This window comes from Metapseudomonas resinovorans DSM 21078 (assembly GCF_000423545.1).
Lineage (GTDB): Bacteria > Pseudomonadota > Gammaproteobacteria > Pseudomonadales > Pseudomonadaceae > Metapseudomonas > Metapseudomonas resinovorans.
On record NZ_AUIE01000034.1, the window covers coordinates 72,395 to 87,316 of the forward strand.

The 14,922-nt window shown below is 60.7% G+C and carries 15 protein-coding genes; 10 read left to right on the top strand and 5 right to left on the bottom strand.

Going from position 1 to position 14,922, the window contains the following annotated elements; translation table 11 throughout:
- Window positions 1–8: 8 nt before the first annotated feature.
- Window positions 9–893, top strand: a complete 885-nt coding sequence (locus G559_RS0120495; protein WP_028630042.1) for a ChaN family lipoprotein — start codon at window positions 9–11, stop codon at window positions 891–893.
- Between the two features lie 275 nt (window positions 894–1,168).
- Here G559_RS0120495 and G559_RS0120500 read toward each other — a convergent pair whose 3' ends face one another.
- The 3 genes from G559_RS0120500 to G559_RS0120510 all read right to left on the bottom strand — a co-directional run bounded on the left by G559_RS0120500 (window position 1,169) and on the right by G559_RS0120510 (window position 4,202).
- Window positions 1,169–1,969 carry a Crp/Fnr family transcriptional regulator gene (locus G559_RS0120500; protein ID WP_028630043.1) on the bottom strand — a complete coding sequence of 267 codons (801 nt, stop codon included), beginning with the start codon at window positions 1,967–1,969 and terminating at the stop codon, window positions 1,169–1,171.
- 105 nt (window positions 1,970–2,074) lie between these two features.
- Complete coding sequence (locus tag G559_RS0120505) at window positions 2,075–2,347, bottom strand: TfoX/Sxy family protein (RefSeq protein ID WP_028630044.1); 273 nt, start codon at window positions 2,345–2,347, stop codon at window positions 2,075–2,077.
- A gap of 295 nt (window positions 2,348–2,642) precedes the next feature.
- Window positions 2,643–4,202: a bifunctional aminoglycoside phosphotransferase/ATP-binding protein gene (locus G559_RS0120510; RefSeq protein WP_028630045.1), complete on the bottom strand. Its 1,560-nt coding sequence runs from the start codon at window positions 4,200–4,202 to the stop codon at window positions 2,643–2,645.
- Between the two features lie 115 nt (window positions 4,203–4,317).
- On the opposite strand from G559_RS0120510, the gene mrcB reads away from it, so the two are divergent.
- The 3 genes from mrcB to G559_RS0120525 are packed head-to-tail and all read left to right on the top strand — an operon-like array spanning window position 4,318 to window position 7,746.
- Window positions 4,318–6,636, top strand: a complete 2,319-nt coding sequence (gene mrcB, locus G559_RS0120515; protein ID WP_051246801.1) for a penicillin-binding protein 1B — start codon at window positions 4,318–4,320, stop codon at window positions 6,634–6,636.
- Window positions 6,637–6,652: 16 nt separating this feature from the next.
- Entirely contained in the window at window positions 6,653–7,417 is a 765-nt protein-coding gene (locus tag G559_RS0120520; RefSeq protein WP_028630047.1) for a tetratricopeptide repeat protein, read from the top strand.
- The gene (locus G559_RS0120525; protein ID WP_028630048.1) at window positions 7,417–7,746 is read left to right on the top strand and encodes a YqcC family protein; all 330 of its coding nucleotides are present in this window, start codon (window positions 7,417–7,419) and stop codon (window positions 7,744–7,746) included. The genes G559_RS0120520 and G559_RS0120525 overlap by 1 nt, the downstream gene beginning before the upstream one ends.
- Window positions 7,747–7,755: 9 nt before the next feature.
- Here G559_RS0120525 and G559_RS0120530 read toward each other — a convergent pair whose 3' ends face one another.
- Window positions 7,756–8,214 carry a DUF4124 domain-containing protein gene (locus G559_RS0120530; RefSeq protein ID WP_028630049.1) on the bottom strand — a complete coding sequence of 153 codons (459 nt, stop codon included), beginning with the start codon at window positions 8,212–8,214 and terminating at the stop codon, window positions 7,756–7,758.
- Between the two features lie 409 nt (window positions 8,215–8,623).
- Between G559_RS0120530 and G559_RS0120535 the strand changes: the two genes are divergently transcribed.
- The 6 genes from G559_RS0120535 (at window position 8,624) to msrQ (ending at window position 14,559) form a co-directional block, all read left to right on the top strand.
- Window positions 8,624–10,348 (top strand): acetolactate synthase 3 large subunit, encoded by a 1,725-nt coding sequence (locus G559_RS0120535; RefSeq protein ID WP_028630050.1) that lies wholly within the window; start codon window positions 8,624–8,626, stop codon window positions 10,346–10,348.
- 2 nt (window positions 10,349–10,350) lie between these two features.
- Window positions 10,351–10,842 carry an acetolactate synthase small subunit gene (ilvN, locus tag G559_RS0120540; RefSeq protein WP_028630051.1) on the top strand — a complete coding sequence of 164 codons (492 nt, stop codon included), beginning with the start codon at window positions 10,351–10,353 and terminating at the stop codon, window positions 10,840–10,842.
- Between the two features lie 44 nt (window positions 10,843–10,886).
- Window positions 10,887–11,903 (top strand): ketol-acid reductoisomerase, encoded by a 1,017-nt coding sequence (gene ilvC, locus G559_RS0120545; RefSeq protein WP_028630052.1) that lies wholly within the window; start codon window positions 10,887–10,889, stop codon window positions 11,901–11,903.
- A 143-nt stretch (window positions 11,904–12,046) separates the two neighbouring features.
- Window positions 12,047–12,862, top strand: a complete 816-nt coding sequence (gene pssA, locus G559_RS0120550) for a CDP-diacylglycerol--serine O-phosphatidyltransferase (protein ID WP_028630053.1) — start codon at window positions 12,047–12,049, stop codon at window positions 12,860–12,862.
- A 60-nt stretch (window positions 12,863–12,922) separates the two neighbouring features.
- Window positions 12,923–13,927 carry a protein-methionine-sulfoxide reductase catalytic subunit MsrP gene (msrP, locus tag G559_RS0120555; RefSeq protein WP_028630054.1) on the top strand — a complete coding sequence of 335 codons (1,005 nt, stop codon included), beginning with the start codon at window positions 12,923–12,925 and terminating at the stop codon, window positions 13,925–13,927.
- Window positions 13,927–14,559, top strand: a complete 633-nt coding sequence (gene msrQ / locus G559_RS0120560) for a protein-methionine-sulfoxide reductase heme-binding subunit MsrQ (RefSeq protein ID WP_028630055.1) — start codon at window positions 13,927–13,929, stop codon at window positions 14,557–14,559. The genes msrP and msrQ overlap by 1 nt, the downstream gene beginning before the upstream one ends.
- Here msrQ and G559_RS30820 read toward each other — a convergent pair.
- Window positions 14,545–14,922, bottom strand: a 378-nt coding sequence (locus tag G559_RS30820; RefSeq protein WP_245586525.1) for a hypothetical protein, incomplete at its 5' end; no start/stop codon positions are given. The genes msrQ and G559_RS30820 overlap by 15 nt on opposite strands.

Genomic DNA, 14,922 nt, shown 5'->3' on the forward strand with positions numbered 1-14,922 from the left:
GATTTTCCATGCGTCTTCTCCTGCTTCCCCTCTTCGGCCTGCTGGCCGCCTGCCAGAGCCTGCCGCCACTGCCCGAGTGGCAAAGTCCCGAGGGCCGGGACAACCTTGAGCTGGGCGTGATCCGCGACCTGCGCAGCGGCGAGCAACTGACCCCGGAGCAACTGCTGGAACGGCTTGCCGCCCCACCGCGGGTGCTGGTTGGCGAGCAGCACGACAACCCGGACCATCATGCCCTGCAGCTCTGGCTGCTGCAGGCGCTGGAAGCTCGACGGCCCCAGGGCAGTCTGTTGCTGGAAATGCTCGAGCCCGAACAGCAGGCCAAGGTGGATGCTGTGCGCAAGGGCTCACTGCCGGCGGATCTGTCTGAGGCCCTGGCCTGGCAGAAAAACTGGAGCTGGGAGCTTTATGGCCCGATCGTCCGCCATGCCCTGGCTCAACCCTATCCGCTGCTCGCGGCCAATCTCGACCGCAGCGAAATCAAGCGCATCTACAAGGAGCGTCCGGTCCTGCAGGGCGAGCAGTCCACCGCGGAGACAGTGCGCGGGCCATTGCTGGAGCAGATCCGGGAGTCCCACTGCGGCCTGCTGCCGGAATCCCAGATGCCGGCAATGCTTGCGGTGCAGCAGCAACGTGACCGGCGCATGGCGGAGCGGTTGTTGGCGGCGCACACCCCGGCAGTGCTGTTCGCGGGGGCTTTCCATGTGCGTCGTGATCTGGGAGTGCCTTTGCACTTGGCCGACCTGGGTAAGGCCGAGGGGAATGCGGTGTTGATCTTCTCGGAGGTGGGTAAACCGGTGGAGCAGGGCGCGGCCGACTACGTCTGGTACACCGCCGCTTTGCCGCCCATCGATCACTGCGCGGGTATGCGCCAGAAAATTCCGGCCGCGCGCTAGGCGCTGACAAGCAGGTTGCATTCGGATTTGCTGAATCTCAGGTAAAAAAAGACCCGGCAATTTGCCGGGTCTAAAACCGTGATTAGCCTGATGAGGAGATAACCTGAAGAGTCCGACTGCTTGGTCTCCCAGCTTACCGGCTGATCTCGCGATCAGTTGCTGAAATAATAACAATTCTCATTTTCAAGTCAAGCATCGGTTCGCCTTTTCCTTTTCGTCTCGTTTGCCGGCCCCTGAAAGCAAGAACCCGGCTTTGCGCCGGGTTCTTGCGGGGATCAAACCCTTTCGGGGGACAGCCGTAGCTGGGTGACCTCTTTATTCAGCAGGTCGATGCGCCGCGCCATGCTCTCGATCAGGCTGTGAGCAATGCGCGGATTGCTTTGCATCAGGCTGAGGAACTGTTCCTTGGGAATCACCATCACGGTGCAGGGCTCACTGGCCACCACTGTGGCGCTGCGCCGTTCCCGGGTGAATACCGCCATGGCCCCGAAGATCTCATCCTTCTGGACATCGCCCACCTTTTGTCCATCGACGAAGGCCTCTGCATGACCCTCGATGATGATGAAGACATGGTCCGCCTCGTCCCCCTGGTGGATAAGCTCCTCTCCCCCGGAGAAGTGCTGGAAGCCGGTGGAGGGGCGCACGTCCGGCTGCTTCAGGCGAGCGACGGCATCCGAGAGCAGGGCGGTATGGCCTACCAGGTACTGGATGAACAGCTCCTGGCGCTTTTCGTTGCCGTAGATGTGTTTGAACACTTCGTTGCGGCTGAATGGCATCAGGCTGATGGGTTCGTCACTGCTGTAGCGGCAGGAAGGCAGGTCGATGCCCTGACGCAGGCCGACCAGGTCGCCCTCCTGCAGGTAGAAAAGGGGGCGTTCATCGACGATGGCGTGGATCAGGCCGTTCTCGATCAGGAAAAGCTGGTTGGCAGGCAGCAAGGGTGAAAGGTCTTCGACTTGTTCCAGGCGTACCGCGGGGCCGCTTGGTTCCAGACCATCGAGCAGCTGCCCGGGGATGCTCTGCAGTCTGTTGATCAGCTGGTCGGCGTAGGCCGGTTGCTCCCCGAGTAGGTACATGGCAGTAATTCCTTGAACTGACTGGAATGGCGTCGCACACGAAGGTCCCTGAAACAATAGGGACCTTGTCTTGGCTCGTAAATCTCTCTTGGCGGAGGTTGTGAGCTAGCTCTTGTTGTGGACGCCCGGAGTGTCCAGTTGATGGTTCAATTCTGCCTTGTGGCCAGGTGTCAGGTCGTTCCAGTGGATGTCCAGCAGGGCGCCCTCAATGGCGTAGAGCAGCACTTTGGAGGCTCTGAAGCCGCGTGCCCGAACCGCCTTGTAGGCACTGACGGCACCGAGCCGGCGCAGGTCGGAAGCGCTGTGTATGCCGACGGCATGCAGCCATTGTGCTGAAGTCTTGCCCAGATTTTTCATGTGTTGCAGTTCGTCGTTCATCGAGCCTCCTTGCGATGGATTGGGCACGAGAGGGGCAGTGCTGTGGATAAGTGTAGCGGCCATTCGCAGTGCGTGGCCTTGTGCTATCGCTGCATCCTCGCGCGCTCCCTGCACGGAAAACGATCACTGCTGATGCGATAGGGACATTCCTGTTCGCGTCTTCCGGGCACAGGCATTAACTGGCCGGTGAGAAAGTGTCGGCGAATGGGAGATGGACTCCGGCTGCTCGGCTGAGAGTGACTCAGCCGGCAGTATAGAAGCCGCGACGGATGTTGCCCGGCGCGATAGAGGCGGGTCAGACGCCTGGCAGGTGCTGGCGGATGAGCTCCACCAGGCCGTCCAGGCTTGCGGCCTGGTTGGTGTCGATGCGCTTGCTCTGGAGCAGTTCGCTTGCATCCAGGGGCTCGCGGCTGGCCAGTTGTGCGCGTACCACGTCCATGGTGGCATCGGACGGGTCACCGCCCTCGGCTTGGCGTTGCGCCAGCCAGGCTTCGATCACCGCTTCTGGTGCGTGGCAGTCGAGGATCAGGAAAGGCGTACCGGTTTCTTCGGCGACCTTGTGCGCGGCCTGGCGTTGTTCCTGTTTGAGGAAGGTGGCGTCGATGACCACGGGGAATCCGGCATGCAGCGCGACCTCCGCCAACTGGTTCAGGCGCTCGTACGTAGCGATGCTGGCGTCCGCGTCATAGATGCCGCTCTGCAGGCCTTCGATGCCTTGCTGCTGCTCGCCGAACAGGCGCTTGCGTTCGACGTCCGAGCGCAGGCGTATGGCGCCCAGGGCTTCCACCAGGCGCAGTGCCACATGGCTCTTGCCCGAGGCGGATACACCACAGGTGATGGCCAGGAAGGGCGAAGGGATGGCGCAGTAACTTTCGGCCAGACCGGCATAGTTACGGTATTGGCGGACGGTGGCGGCCTTCTGTACTGCATCGGCCTGGTGGGCCAGGCTGAACAGGGCGATCTTGGCACGCACGAGGGCGCGATAGGCCTTGTAGAAATTGAGCAGTTCCAGGCCTTGGTAATCGCCGGTGAGCTCCAGGTAGTGGCTGACCAGGCGACGGGAAAGGGATTTGAGTCCGCGATCTTCCAAGTCCATGGCGATGAAGGCGATATCGGCGTAGACGTCAGTGAAGCGGAAGGGCTCGTTGAATTCGATGCAGTCGAACACCACGACTTCATCGTTGATCAAGGTGGCATTGCCCAAGTGAATGTCACCGTGGCACTCGCGAATGAAGCCTTCCTGCTTGCGTCGCGCCAGCAGCGGCTTGAGTCGCTCGTGGCTGCTTTCAGCCCAGGCCTCCAGCGCGTCCAGTTGTTGCAGGTCGGCCTTGTCGCTCAGCAGCGGACGGATCTGCTCGAAGTTCTGGCGAACCGGCATCATAACGGCGTCAGGAGTGCCCAGCGGGTGGTCGATGGTCACTTTCGGAGCGGCCAGGTGGAAGCTGGCGATCCGCTCGGCCAACGCATCGATGTGGGCAGGGCTCAGCTCGCCGCGGGCCTGCAGCGCGCTGAGCAGGTTTTCCTGCGGGAACTGGCGCATCTTGAGCACATACTCGATGGCCGGGCCTTTTCCTCCGATCTGCGGGGATTCAACGCTGCCGGTGATTGGCAGCACTTCCAGGTAGAGGTCATGGGTCAGGCGCTGGTTGAGGCGCAGCTCTTCTTCGCAGAAATGTCGGCGGTCTTCGAGGTTGGTGAAGTCGAGGAAGCCGAAGTTCACCGGCTTCTTCACCTTGTACACGTAGCTGCCGGTCAGCAGTACCCAGGATATGTGCGTCTCGATCACCTGGAACCCGTCCACCGCGTGGGGGTAAAGGGCGGGATTCTGCAGGGCGGCTAGCAGGGACTGGCTCACGGGCATTCCTTGTTCTGTCTCTGTGGAAGACCGGCATTATCGCCTCTGTGCGCCGGCCTGCAAACCGTCAGGGCGTGCCTGTTGGCTGTGGATAAAGTGCGTATAATGCGCCGCCATGACACGTCCCCGATCCCCCAAATCCCGCTCAAAACGCCGTTCTAGCGGCCTTCGCCCATGGCTGGGCTGGGCCTTCAAACTGGGTCTCGTAGGCCTGGTGGTGCTGGCCGGTTTCGCTATCTACCTCGATGCCGTGGTGCAGGAGAAGTTCTCCGGCAAGCGCTGGACGGTGCCGGCCAAAGTCTATGCCCGTCCACTGGAACTGTTCGTCGGGCTGAAGCTGTCGAAGGACGACTTCCTGAAGGAACTGGATGCCCTGGGCTATCGCCGCGAGAGCCTGTCCAATGGCCCGGGTGCCGCTTCGGTGTCGGGTAACAACGTCGAGCTGAACACTCGCGGCTTCCAGTTCTATGAAGGCGCCGAACCGGCCCAGCGTGTGCGCGTGCGCTTCTCCGGCGACTACGTGGCAGGCCTGACCCAGGCCAGCGGCGCCGATCTGGCAGTGGCCCGCCTGGAGCCCCTGCTGATCGGCGGTCTCTATCCCGCCCACCATGAAGATCGTGTGCTGATCAAGCTGGACCAAGTGCCTGCGTACATGGTGGAAACCCTGGTGGCGACAGAAGACCGCGAGTTCTTCAACCATCACGGTGTGTCTCTCAAGTCCATCGCCCGTGCCTTCTGGATCAACGCGACCGCCGGCGAGCTTCGCCAGGGCGGAAGCACCCTGACCCAGCAGTTGGTCAAGAACTTCTACCTGACCAGCGAGCGCACCATCTCCCGCAAGGCTACGGAAGCCATGATGGCCGTGCTGCTGGAGCTACATTACGACAAGCGTGAAATCCTCGAAGCCTACCTCAACGAGGTGTTCCTCGGTCAGGATGGCCAGCGCGCCATCCATGGCTTCGGCCTTGCCAGCCAGTACTTCTTCAGCCAGCCGCTGGCGGAGCTCAAGCTGCACCAGATCGCTCTGCTGGTGGGCATGGTCAAGGGACCGTCCTACTACAACCCGCGTCGCTTCCCGGAACGCGCGCTGGAGCGCCGCAATCTGGTGATCGATCTGCTGGCCGAGCAGGGTGTGGTCACTCCAGAGGAGGCGGCTGCCGCCAAGCAGAAGCCGCTTGGCGTGACACGGCGCGGCAGTCTGGCTGACAGCTCCTACCCAGCCTTCCTCGACTTGGTGAAGCGCCAGTTGCGTGAGGACTATCGCGAGGAAGACCTGACCGAAGAGGGGCTGCGCATTTTCACCAGCTTCGACCCCATCCTGCAGTCCAAGGCTGAAACCGCACTGAGCGAAACCCTGAAGCGCCTTTCCGGGCGCAAGGGCGTGGATCAGGTGGAGTCGGCCATGGTCGTGAGCAATCCGGAAACCGGTGAGATCCAGGCGCTTATCGGCAGCCGACAGCCACGCTTCGCTGGCTTCAACCGCGCGGTAGATGCGGTGCGGCCCATTGGTTCGCTGATCAAGCCGGCCGTGTACCTTACTGCTCTGGAGCGCCCGAGTCAGTACACCCTGACCAGTTGGGTTGCCGACGAACCCTTTTCTGTGAAGGGGCAGGATGGCCAGGTGTGGCGTCCGCAGAACTACGATCGCCGCGCCCACGGCACCATTTACCTGTATCAGGGGCTGGCCAATTCCTACAACTTGTCGACCGCCAAGCTCGGCCTGGAACTGGGCGTGCCCAATGTGCTCAAAACCCTTGAGAGACTGGGTGTTTCCCGCGAGTGGCCGGCTTATCCCTCGATGCTCCTCGGTGCTGGCGCGCTGAGCCCGATGGAAGTGGCGACCATGTACCAGACCTTGGCAAACGGTGGTTTCAATACACCGTTGCGGGGGATTCGCAGTGTGCTGACTGCCGAGGGTGAGCCGCTCAAGCGCTATCCCTTCCAGATCCAGCAACGCTTCGATCCGGGTGCCATCTATCTGGTGCAGAACGCCATGCAGCGAGTCATGCGCGAAGGTACTGCGCGGTCGGTGTACAGCCAGCTGCCATCGTCCCTGACACTGGCGGGCAAGACCGGCACCACGAACGACTCGCGGGACAGCTGGTTCGCCGGCTTCAGTCAGGATCTGCTGGCAGTGGTCTGGCTGGGGCGCGATGATAACGGCAAGACGCCGCTGACTGGCGCCACCGGTGCGCTGCAGGTCTGGACCAGCTTCATGCGCAAGGCTGACCCGCTGCCGCTGGACATGCCCATGCCGGACAACGTGGTGCAAGCGTGGATCGACCCGCACAGTGGTCAGGGTTCTGACCCGAGTTGCCCGGGCGCAGTCCAGATGCCCTACATTCGTGGCAGTGAACCTGCCCCTGGCGCAGCTTGCGGCATGGGCGCACCCGTGGACTCGGTCATGGACTGGGTTCGTGGTTGGATGCAATGAACCGAGAGGATGAAAAGTGAGTAAAGCCTGGATTCCTGCCCTTGCGGCAGCCGCTCTGCTGGCAGGTTGTGCCACCCCGCAGCGAGGCGCCATTCCCGTGGTTGACTCCGGTGCGCCCTTGTCTGAACTGGAACAGGGAACCTCCAACCGCGGTGGCTACAATCAGACGCCCGCCGCCCCGCGCAGCGTGCCCGAAGATTCCGGCGTGGTGGTGATGGTGCCTGGTGCCGCCTCCGGCGCACCCATTGCGGCGCCGGCGTCCAGCGCGCCCATCAGCGGCAGTATCACCAGCGGCGGAATTACCCCCGGTCCAATCACCACTGGCCCAACAGTGACGGCACCCAGCGCACCCGTCTATGGCTCGCCCAGCTACGGCTCTCCGAGCTATAGCGCGCCAGCGCCCATCGCTCCAAGTGGTATTCCCGGCAACGGTGGTGGATTGGCCGCCGACGAGCAGCTCGATGGCCCGGTGCTGGCGCTGCTGACCACTGCCCAGCAGCAACAAGGTAGTGGTGACCTGAATGGCGCCGCCGCCAGCCTGGAGCGTGCCCAGCGCATTGCGCCGCGTGAGCCCCAGGTGCTCTATCGCCTGGCTGAAGTACGCCTGGCCCAGGGGGATGCGGCACAGGCTGAACAGTTCGCACGCCGCGCCATGACCTATGCCAATGGGCGGCCGGCTCTGCAAGCCAGCCTGTGGGACCTGGTCGCACGCTCCCGCGACCGCCTGGGCGATCCGTCCGGCGCGGCGCTTGCGCGTGAAAAGGCCAAGGTCAATCTCTAATGGACCCGCGTTGCGTCGAAGTGGCTGACCAGCTCCTGCTCATCGAGCGGGAGTTACGCGGTCTTGGCTGGTGGGCAGAGGTTTCGCCCAGTGCGGATGCCTTGGCCAGTCAGGCGCCGTTCTGCGTGGACACGCTGGCCTTCGAAGAGTGGCTGCAGTGGATTTTCCTGCCCCGCATGAAAGTCATTCTGGAGAATGACTTGGAGCTGCCTCACGCATCTGGCATCCGCACCATGGCGGAAGAGGCTTACCGGGAGCGGCTCACGGATGTAAGCGCGTTGCTCGACGCTTTGGGCGCTTTCGACCGGCTGATAGGTGGGACGAACTGAGGCACCGCCTCAGTTGCAATTCTCGCTGATGGCTTTTTCGGCCTCCTTCATCCGGGACTGTCGCTCTTCCTCGCTCAGGCGGCGTACTTCCCCATTCACTTCGGCACGTAGTCGCGGATTGTTCTGTAGTTGCGCCAGATTGGTGCGTATGTTTTCGCAGTACTTACGACGCTCCGCTTCCTGAGTCGCGACTTCCGCCTTCACTTTTTCGTCGATGGCCTTCTGGTCGCCCACAGGCTTGCTCTGGGGCAGCGGTGCCGCTGGCTGAGCGATTTCGCTGTCCAGACGCGGCAGGGCAGGGCGCGGCTTTGGCACTGAGGTATTCACGCTGGTGGCTTCCTGGCCTTCAGGCGGCTGGGCGCCAAAGTGGGTGACACCCTGGGCGTCCACCCATTTGTAGACCTGGCCAGCCATGGCGGACGTGCTCAATGCTAGCAGCAGGCTGGCGGCAAGAATCATGCGGTGCATGCGGTTTCCTTCTGATGGCGGAGAATCCTGCGCTAACTATAACCAAAAGCCGCCGGCCTTGATCCTGCGTCGCGTCACAGCAATCCATGCAAGATTCCGCAACGGATTACTTGACTTGTCTCGCGCTAATCCGAAGAATCCAGGGTTCGCTGTTCCAGTGGGCCGGCCGCAAGTCGGAAGCTGTAGCAGTCGATGAGGTGCACACCCGCGCCGACCTGTAACACCCGCAACGCGTTACCTCGCGCTGGGTGGGAAAGCCCCGCAACAACTCTCAGGGGCCGACCCGATGCTTGTTCAGTCAGCAGCTGACGTAGTCGGCGACCACCAGTCGCTCACGCGCTGCCTGCAAGCAAACCTATTCAGGCCGTCCGGTCGCGGGCGGTTATCTGGCGTTCTAGAGGTGAAAAACGTGGAGCTTTTATCTGGCGCTGAAATGGTCGTCCGCTCACTGCGTGACGAAGGCGTTAAGTACATCTATGGGTACCCGGGTGGTGCCCTCCTGCATATCTACGACGCCCTGTTCAAAGAAAACGATGTGACCCACATCCTGGTCCGTCATGAGCAGGCTGCTACCCATATGGCCGACGGTTACGCCCGCGCCACCGGCAAACCCGGTGTCGTGCTGGTGACCTCAGGCCCTGGCGCAACCAACGCCATCACTGGTATCGCCACTGCCTACATGGACTCCATCCCGATGGTGATCCTGTCCGGTCAGGTGCCCAGCAACATGGTCGGTACCGATGCCTTCCAGGAAACCGACATGGTCGGTATCTCCCGCCCGATCGTGAAGCACAGCTTCATCATCAAGCATCCCTCGGAAATTCCCGAGGTGATCAAGAAGGCCTTCTACATCGCCCAGTCCGGCCGTCCCGGTCCGGTCGTGGTCGACATTCCGAAGGACATGGGCGATCCGACCCAGAAGTTCGAGTACAGCTACCCGAAGAAGGTCAAGCTGCGTTCCTACAGCCCCGCAGTTCGTGGACACTCAGGTCAGATCCGCAAGGCTGCCGAGATGCTGCTGGCCTCCAAGCGCCCGATCCTGTACGCCGGCGGTGGCGTCATCATGGGTAACGCATCCGAGCAGCTCACCGAACTGGCCAAGATGCTCAACCTACCGGTCACCAACACCCTGATGGGGCTGGGCGCTTTCCCGGGTTCCGATCACCAGTTCGTTGGCATGCTCGGCATGCACGGTAGCTATACCGCCAACCTGGCGATGCACCACGCCGACGTGATCCTGGCCGTTGGCGCGCGTTTCGATGACCGCGTCATCAACGGCGCCGCCAAGTTCTGCCCGAACGCCAAGATCATCCACATCGACATCGACCCGGCTTCGATCTCCAAGACCATCAAGGCCGATATCCCGATCGTGGGGCCGGTGGACAGCGTGCTGTCCGAGATGGTCGCCATCCTCAAGGAAATCGGCGAGACCCCGAACAAGGATACCGTTGCGGCCTGGTGGAAGCAGATCGATGAGTGGCGCGCTGGTGGCGACCTGTTCCCCTACGACAAGGGCGACGGCAGCATCATCAAGCCGCAGAGCGTGATCGAGACACTCTGGGAAGTGACCAAGGGCGATGCCTACATCACCTCCGACGTAGGCCAGCACCAGATGTTCGCGGCCCAGTACTACCGCTTCAACAAGCCCAATCGCTGGATCAACTCCGGTGGTCTCGGCACGATGGGCTTCGGCTTCCCGGCGGCCATGGGCATCAAGCTGAACTTCCCGGAAACCGATGTGGCCTGTGTCACTGGCGAAGGCAGTATCCAGATGAACATCCAGGAGCTGTCCACCTGCCTGCAATACGACCTGCCGGTGAAAATCGTCAACCTGAACAACGGTACGCTGGGCATGGTCCGCCAGTGGCAGGACATGCAGTACAACAGCCGTTACTCGCACTCCTACATGGAATCGCTGCCTGACTTCGTCAAGCTGGCCGAGGCCTATGGCCACGTCGGCATTCGCGTGACCGATCCGAAGGATCTGAAGGCGAAGATGGAAGAGGCGTTTTCGCTGAAGAACCGTCTGGTGTTCCTCGACATCCAGGTCGACTCCAGTGAACACGTCTACCCGATGCAGATTCGGGATGGCGCCATGCGCGACATGTGGCTGAGCAAGACGGAGCGGACCTGAACATGCGACACATCATTTCCCTGCTGCTGGAGAACGAGCCGGGCGCACTGTCCCGCGTGGTTGGCCTCTTCTCCCAGCGCAACTACAACATCGAAAGCCTGACCGTGGCTCCGACCGAAGACCCGACCCTGTCGCGTCTGACCCTGACCACCATCGGGCACGATGAGGTGATCGAGCAGATCACCAAGAACCTCAACAAGCTGATCGAAGTGGTCAAACTGGTGAACCTGTCGGAGAGCGCCCACATCGAGCGCGAACTGATGTTGGTCAAAGTCAAGGCTACCGGCGCCCAGCGCGCCGAGGTCAAGCGCACCACCGACATCTTCCGCGGCCAGATCGTCGATGTGACGTCCAGCGTTTATACGATCCAACTGGCGGGTACCAGCGACAAGCTTGACAGCTTCATCCAGGCCATCGGCACCAGCTCGATCCTGGAAACCGTACGCAGTGGCGTCACCGGGATTTCCCGTGGCGACAAAGTGCTGACTATCTAAATATTGCGATAGGCCCGAGGGGCCCAGTTAATAGGGGTGTTTCCATGAAAGTGTATTACGACAAAGACTGTGACCTCTCGATCATCCAGGGCAAGAAAGTTGCCATCATCGGTTACGGTTCCCAGGGCCATGCTCATGCCTGCAACCTGAAAGACTCCGGTGTCGACGTAACCGTCGGCCTGCGCGCTGGCTCTGCCACCGTTGCCAAGGCTCAAGCCCATGGTCTGACCGTCAAGAGCGTGCCTGAAGCCGTTGCCGCCGCCGACCTGGTGATGATCCTGACCCCGGACGAGTTCCAGTCCAAGCTGTACAAGGAAGAAGTCGAGCCGAACCTGAAGAAGGGTGCCACCCTGGCCTTCGCCCACGGCTTCGCCATTCACTACAACCAGGTTGTACCGCGTGCCGACCTCGACGTGATCATGATCGCGCCGAAAGCTCCGGGCCACACCGTTCGCTCCGAGTTCGTCAAAGGCGGCGGCATCCCTGACCTGGTAGCCGTTTACCAGGACGCCTCCGGCAACGCCAAGAATGTTGCTCTGTCCTACGCTTGCGGCGTGGGCGGCGGCCGTACCGGCATCATCGAAACCACCTTCAAGGACGAGACCGAAACCGACCTGTTCGGTGAGCAGGCTGTTCTGTGTGGCGGTTGCGTAGAGCTGGTGAAAGCCGGCTTCGAAACCCTGGTTGAAGCCGGTTACGCGCCGGAAATGGCCTACTTCGAATGCCTGCACGAACTGAAGCTGATCGTCGACCTGATGTACGAAGGCGGCATCGCCAACATGAACTACTCGATCTCCAATAACGCCGAATACGGTGAATACGTAACCGGTCCGGAGGTCATCAACGCTGAATCCCGTCAGGCCATGCGTAACGCTCTGAAGCGCATCCAGGATGGTGAATACGCGAAGATGTTCATCCAGGAAGGTGCCTCGAACTACGCTTCGATGACTGCCTACCGTCGCAACAACGCCGCTCACCCGATCGAGCAGGTCGGTGAGCGTCTGCGTGCGATGATGCCGTGGATCTCTGCCAACAAGATCGTCGACAAGACCAAGAACTAAGGTCTTATCCTGATCAGAAAGAACGCGGCCTCGGCCGCGTTCTTTCGTTATGGCGCCGGGGTTCTGGTATAAAGCCTGTTTGCCGGGCGGCGCACTCCTGAGCCCGTCCACCACATTCCGTACTCGTTGCAAGGATGTTGTTCATGAGTGAACGTCCCGAAGAGCCGAACCAGTCCACCGATAACGACAGCCTGCTGCCGATCGACGAGCACGTCGAGGAAGGCCAGGATTCGGAAGGGCGCAAGGTCCGGCATCGTGGTATCTACCTGCTGCCCAACCTGTTCACCACCGCCAATCTGTTCGCCGGCTTCTACGCCATCGTCAACGCCATGAACGGCAATTTTTCGGTGGCGGCCGCTACCGTGTTCGTTGCCATGGTGCTGGATAGTCTCGACGGTCGAGTGGCCCGCCTTACCAATACGCAGAGTGCCTTTGGTGCCGAGTACGACTCCCTGTCGGACATGGTTGCCTTCGGCGTTGCCCCGGCGCTGTTGGCCTTCGAATGGGCGTTGAGCGGCCTGGGCAGTGTCGGCCTGACTGTTGCGTTCATCTATGTGGCAGGCGCTGCACTGCGTCTGGCGCGTTTCAACACCCAGATCGGCAAGGTGGATAAGCGCTACTTCATTGGTCTGGCCAGCCCCGCGGCTGCCGGCGTGGTTGCTGGTACTGTCTGGGCCTTCAGCGATTTCGGTATCAAGGGCTCGAACATGTCGTTCATCGTTGCCCTGCTGGTCGCCCTGGCTGGCATGTTGATGGTGAGCAACATCAGGTTCTATAGCTTCAAGGATCTGGACTTGAAGGGGCGCGTACCTTTCGTGGCCATCCTGATCGTCGTGCTGGCCTTCGCCGTTGTGTTCAGCGATCCGCCGCGCATCCTCCTGCTGATCTTCCTGGCTTACGCCGCATCCGGCCCGGTGCAATACTTGCTCCAACTGCGTCGTCGCAAGCAGGTCGAGTGATGTAATTTCCTCGCGGCTCCGCAGTCTACTGGGCATCCTAGCCCGAGTTGCGGAGCCGCCATGCTGATCCAGATCCCCTCTTCGTCCGTGTGCCGCGAGCACGAAGTTACGCCCGAATCCGTCTATCTCTCCCGACGCCAACTGCTTGCAGCAACTGGTGGCCTGTTTGCCATGGCTTCGTTGCCGCTCCATGCCCGGGAAACATCGGCCTATCCTGACGCTGAGGCTGCCCAGGCGCCGGTCTGGTTCAGCGATAAGCTCGCGAGTACCCATTGGCAGGCCGTTACTCCGGCGGATGAGGCGATTACACCCTTTCAGGATGCAACCCACTACAACAACTTCTACGAGTTCGGGACCAACAAGGGGGACCCGGCGCGTTACGCGGAGAACATGCAGGTCGAACCCTGGACGGTGCGTATCGATGGTGAAGTGGGTAAGCCTGGTACCTACTCGGTAGAGGACCTGGTCAAACCCCAAGGTCTGGAAGAGCGTATCTATCGGCTTCGTTGTGTCGAGGCGTGGTCCATGGTCATTCCTTGGCTGGGCTTTCCCTTGGCTGATTTGCTCAAGCGTGTGGAGCCAACCAGCAAGGCCAAGTTTGTCAGCTTTGAGACCCGTCTCGCGCCAGAGGAAATGGCGGGGGTGCGCTCCGGTTTCTCCCTGATCGATTGGCCCTATGTAGAAGGTTTGCGCCTGGATGAGGCGATGCATCCGCTGACCCTACTTGCCGTGGGTATGTATGGTCGCGTGCTGCCGAACCAGAATGGCGCGCCGCTGCGTCTTGTCGTGCCGTGGAAGTACGGTTTCAAGAGCATCAAGTCCATCGTTCGGATAAGTCTGGTCAGCGAACAGCCTCCTACTACGTGGCAATCCATCGCCCCGGAGGAATATGGCTTCTATTCGAACGTCAATCCTGAGGTGGATCATCCCCGCTGGAGCCAGGCCCACGAACGACGCCTTCCCAGTGGGCTGTTCAGCCCGAACATCGTGCCGACTCGTATGTTCAACGGTTATGACGAAGTGGCCAGCCTTTATAGCGGGCTGGATTTAAGGAAGTACTACTGATGCGGTTCAAACTCTGGAGGCTGTTCGTATTCCTGGTGGCGCCGATTGCGGTTGGCCTGTGGCTTTATCAGGCCTGGATTTTCGCGTTGGGGCCGGACCCGGGCAAAGTACTGGTCGATCGTCTGGGGCTGGGGGCTCTCTGGTTGCTGCTCATTACCTTGTCCATGACGCCGTTGCAGAAGCTGACTGGCTGGGGTGGGTGGATTGCGGTTCGCCGTCAACTCGGGCTCTGGTGCTTCACTTATGTAGTGCTGCATATCACTGGCTATGCCGTGTTCCTTCTCGGTCTCGATATGCAGCAACTGATAATCGACCTCGGTAAGCGCCCTTACATATTCGTAGGTGCCTTGGGTTTCACTGGATTACTGGCGTTGGCGGTCACCTCCAACCGCTTCAGCATCCGCCGGCTGGGCAAACGCTGGAAGCAGCTGCACCGCCTGGTCTACGCCATCCTGGCGATAGCGCTGCTGCATATGCTCTGGGTCGTGCGGGCGGACATGGCCGAGTGGGCTGGGTACGCCACGGCTGGTGCTGTGCTGATGCTGCTGCGGTTGCCGATCGTGGAACGGTTTCTGCCCAAGGTTTTCCAGATGTTCAGGCGGCATGACAAAAAGGTTTCAATTAAGTGTTGACGGCAGAATCTGCATCCCTATAATGCGCACCTCTTCCAGCGCAGTTGCCAAGCAAAACTCCTTGTAGATCAACGAGTTAAGTGGTTGGTGAAGGTGCTGGGAGGTTCCGCTTCGCAAGGTTCGCCACTGGCGAATGAAGTTGGAAAGGAGGTGTTGACAGCGTGATTGAGCGCTGTAGAATGCGCCTCCCGCTGACGAGAAGAGAGATCGGATCGAAGGCGCAAGCGGTTGAGTAGAAAAGAGATTTTCGAAAAACAGCTTGACAGTAAGAAAGGCTGCTGTAGGATGCGCGGCCTCGGTTGAGACGAAAGACTTGATCGAAACGCTCTTTAACAACTGAATCAAGCAATTCGTGTGGGTGCT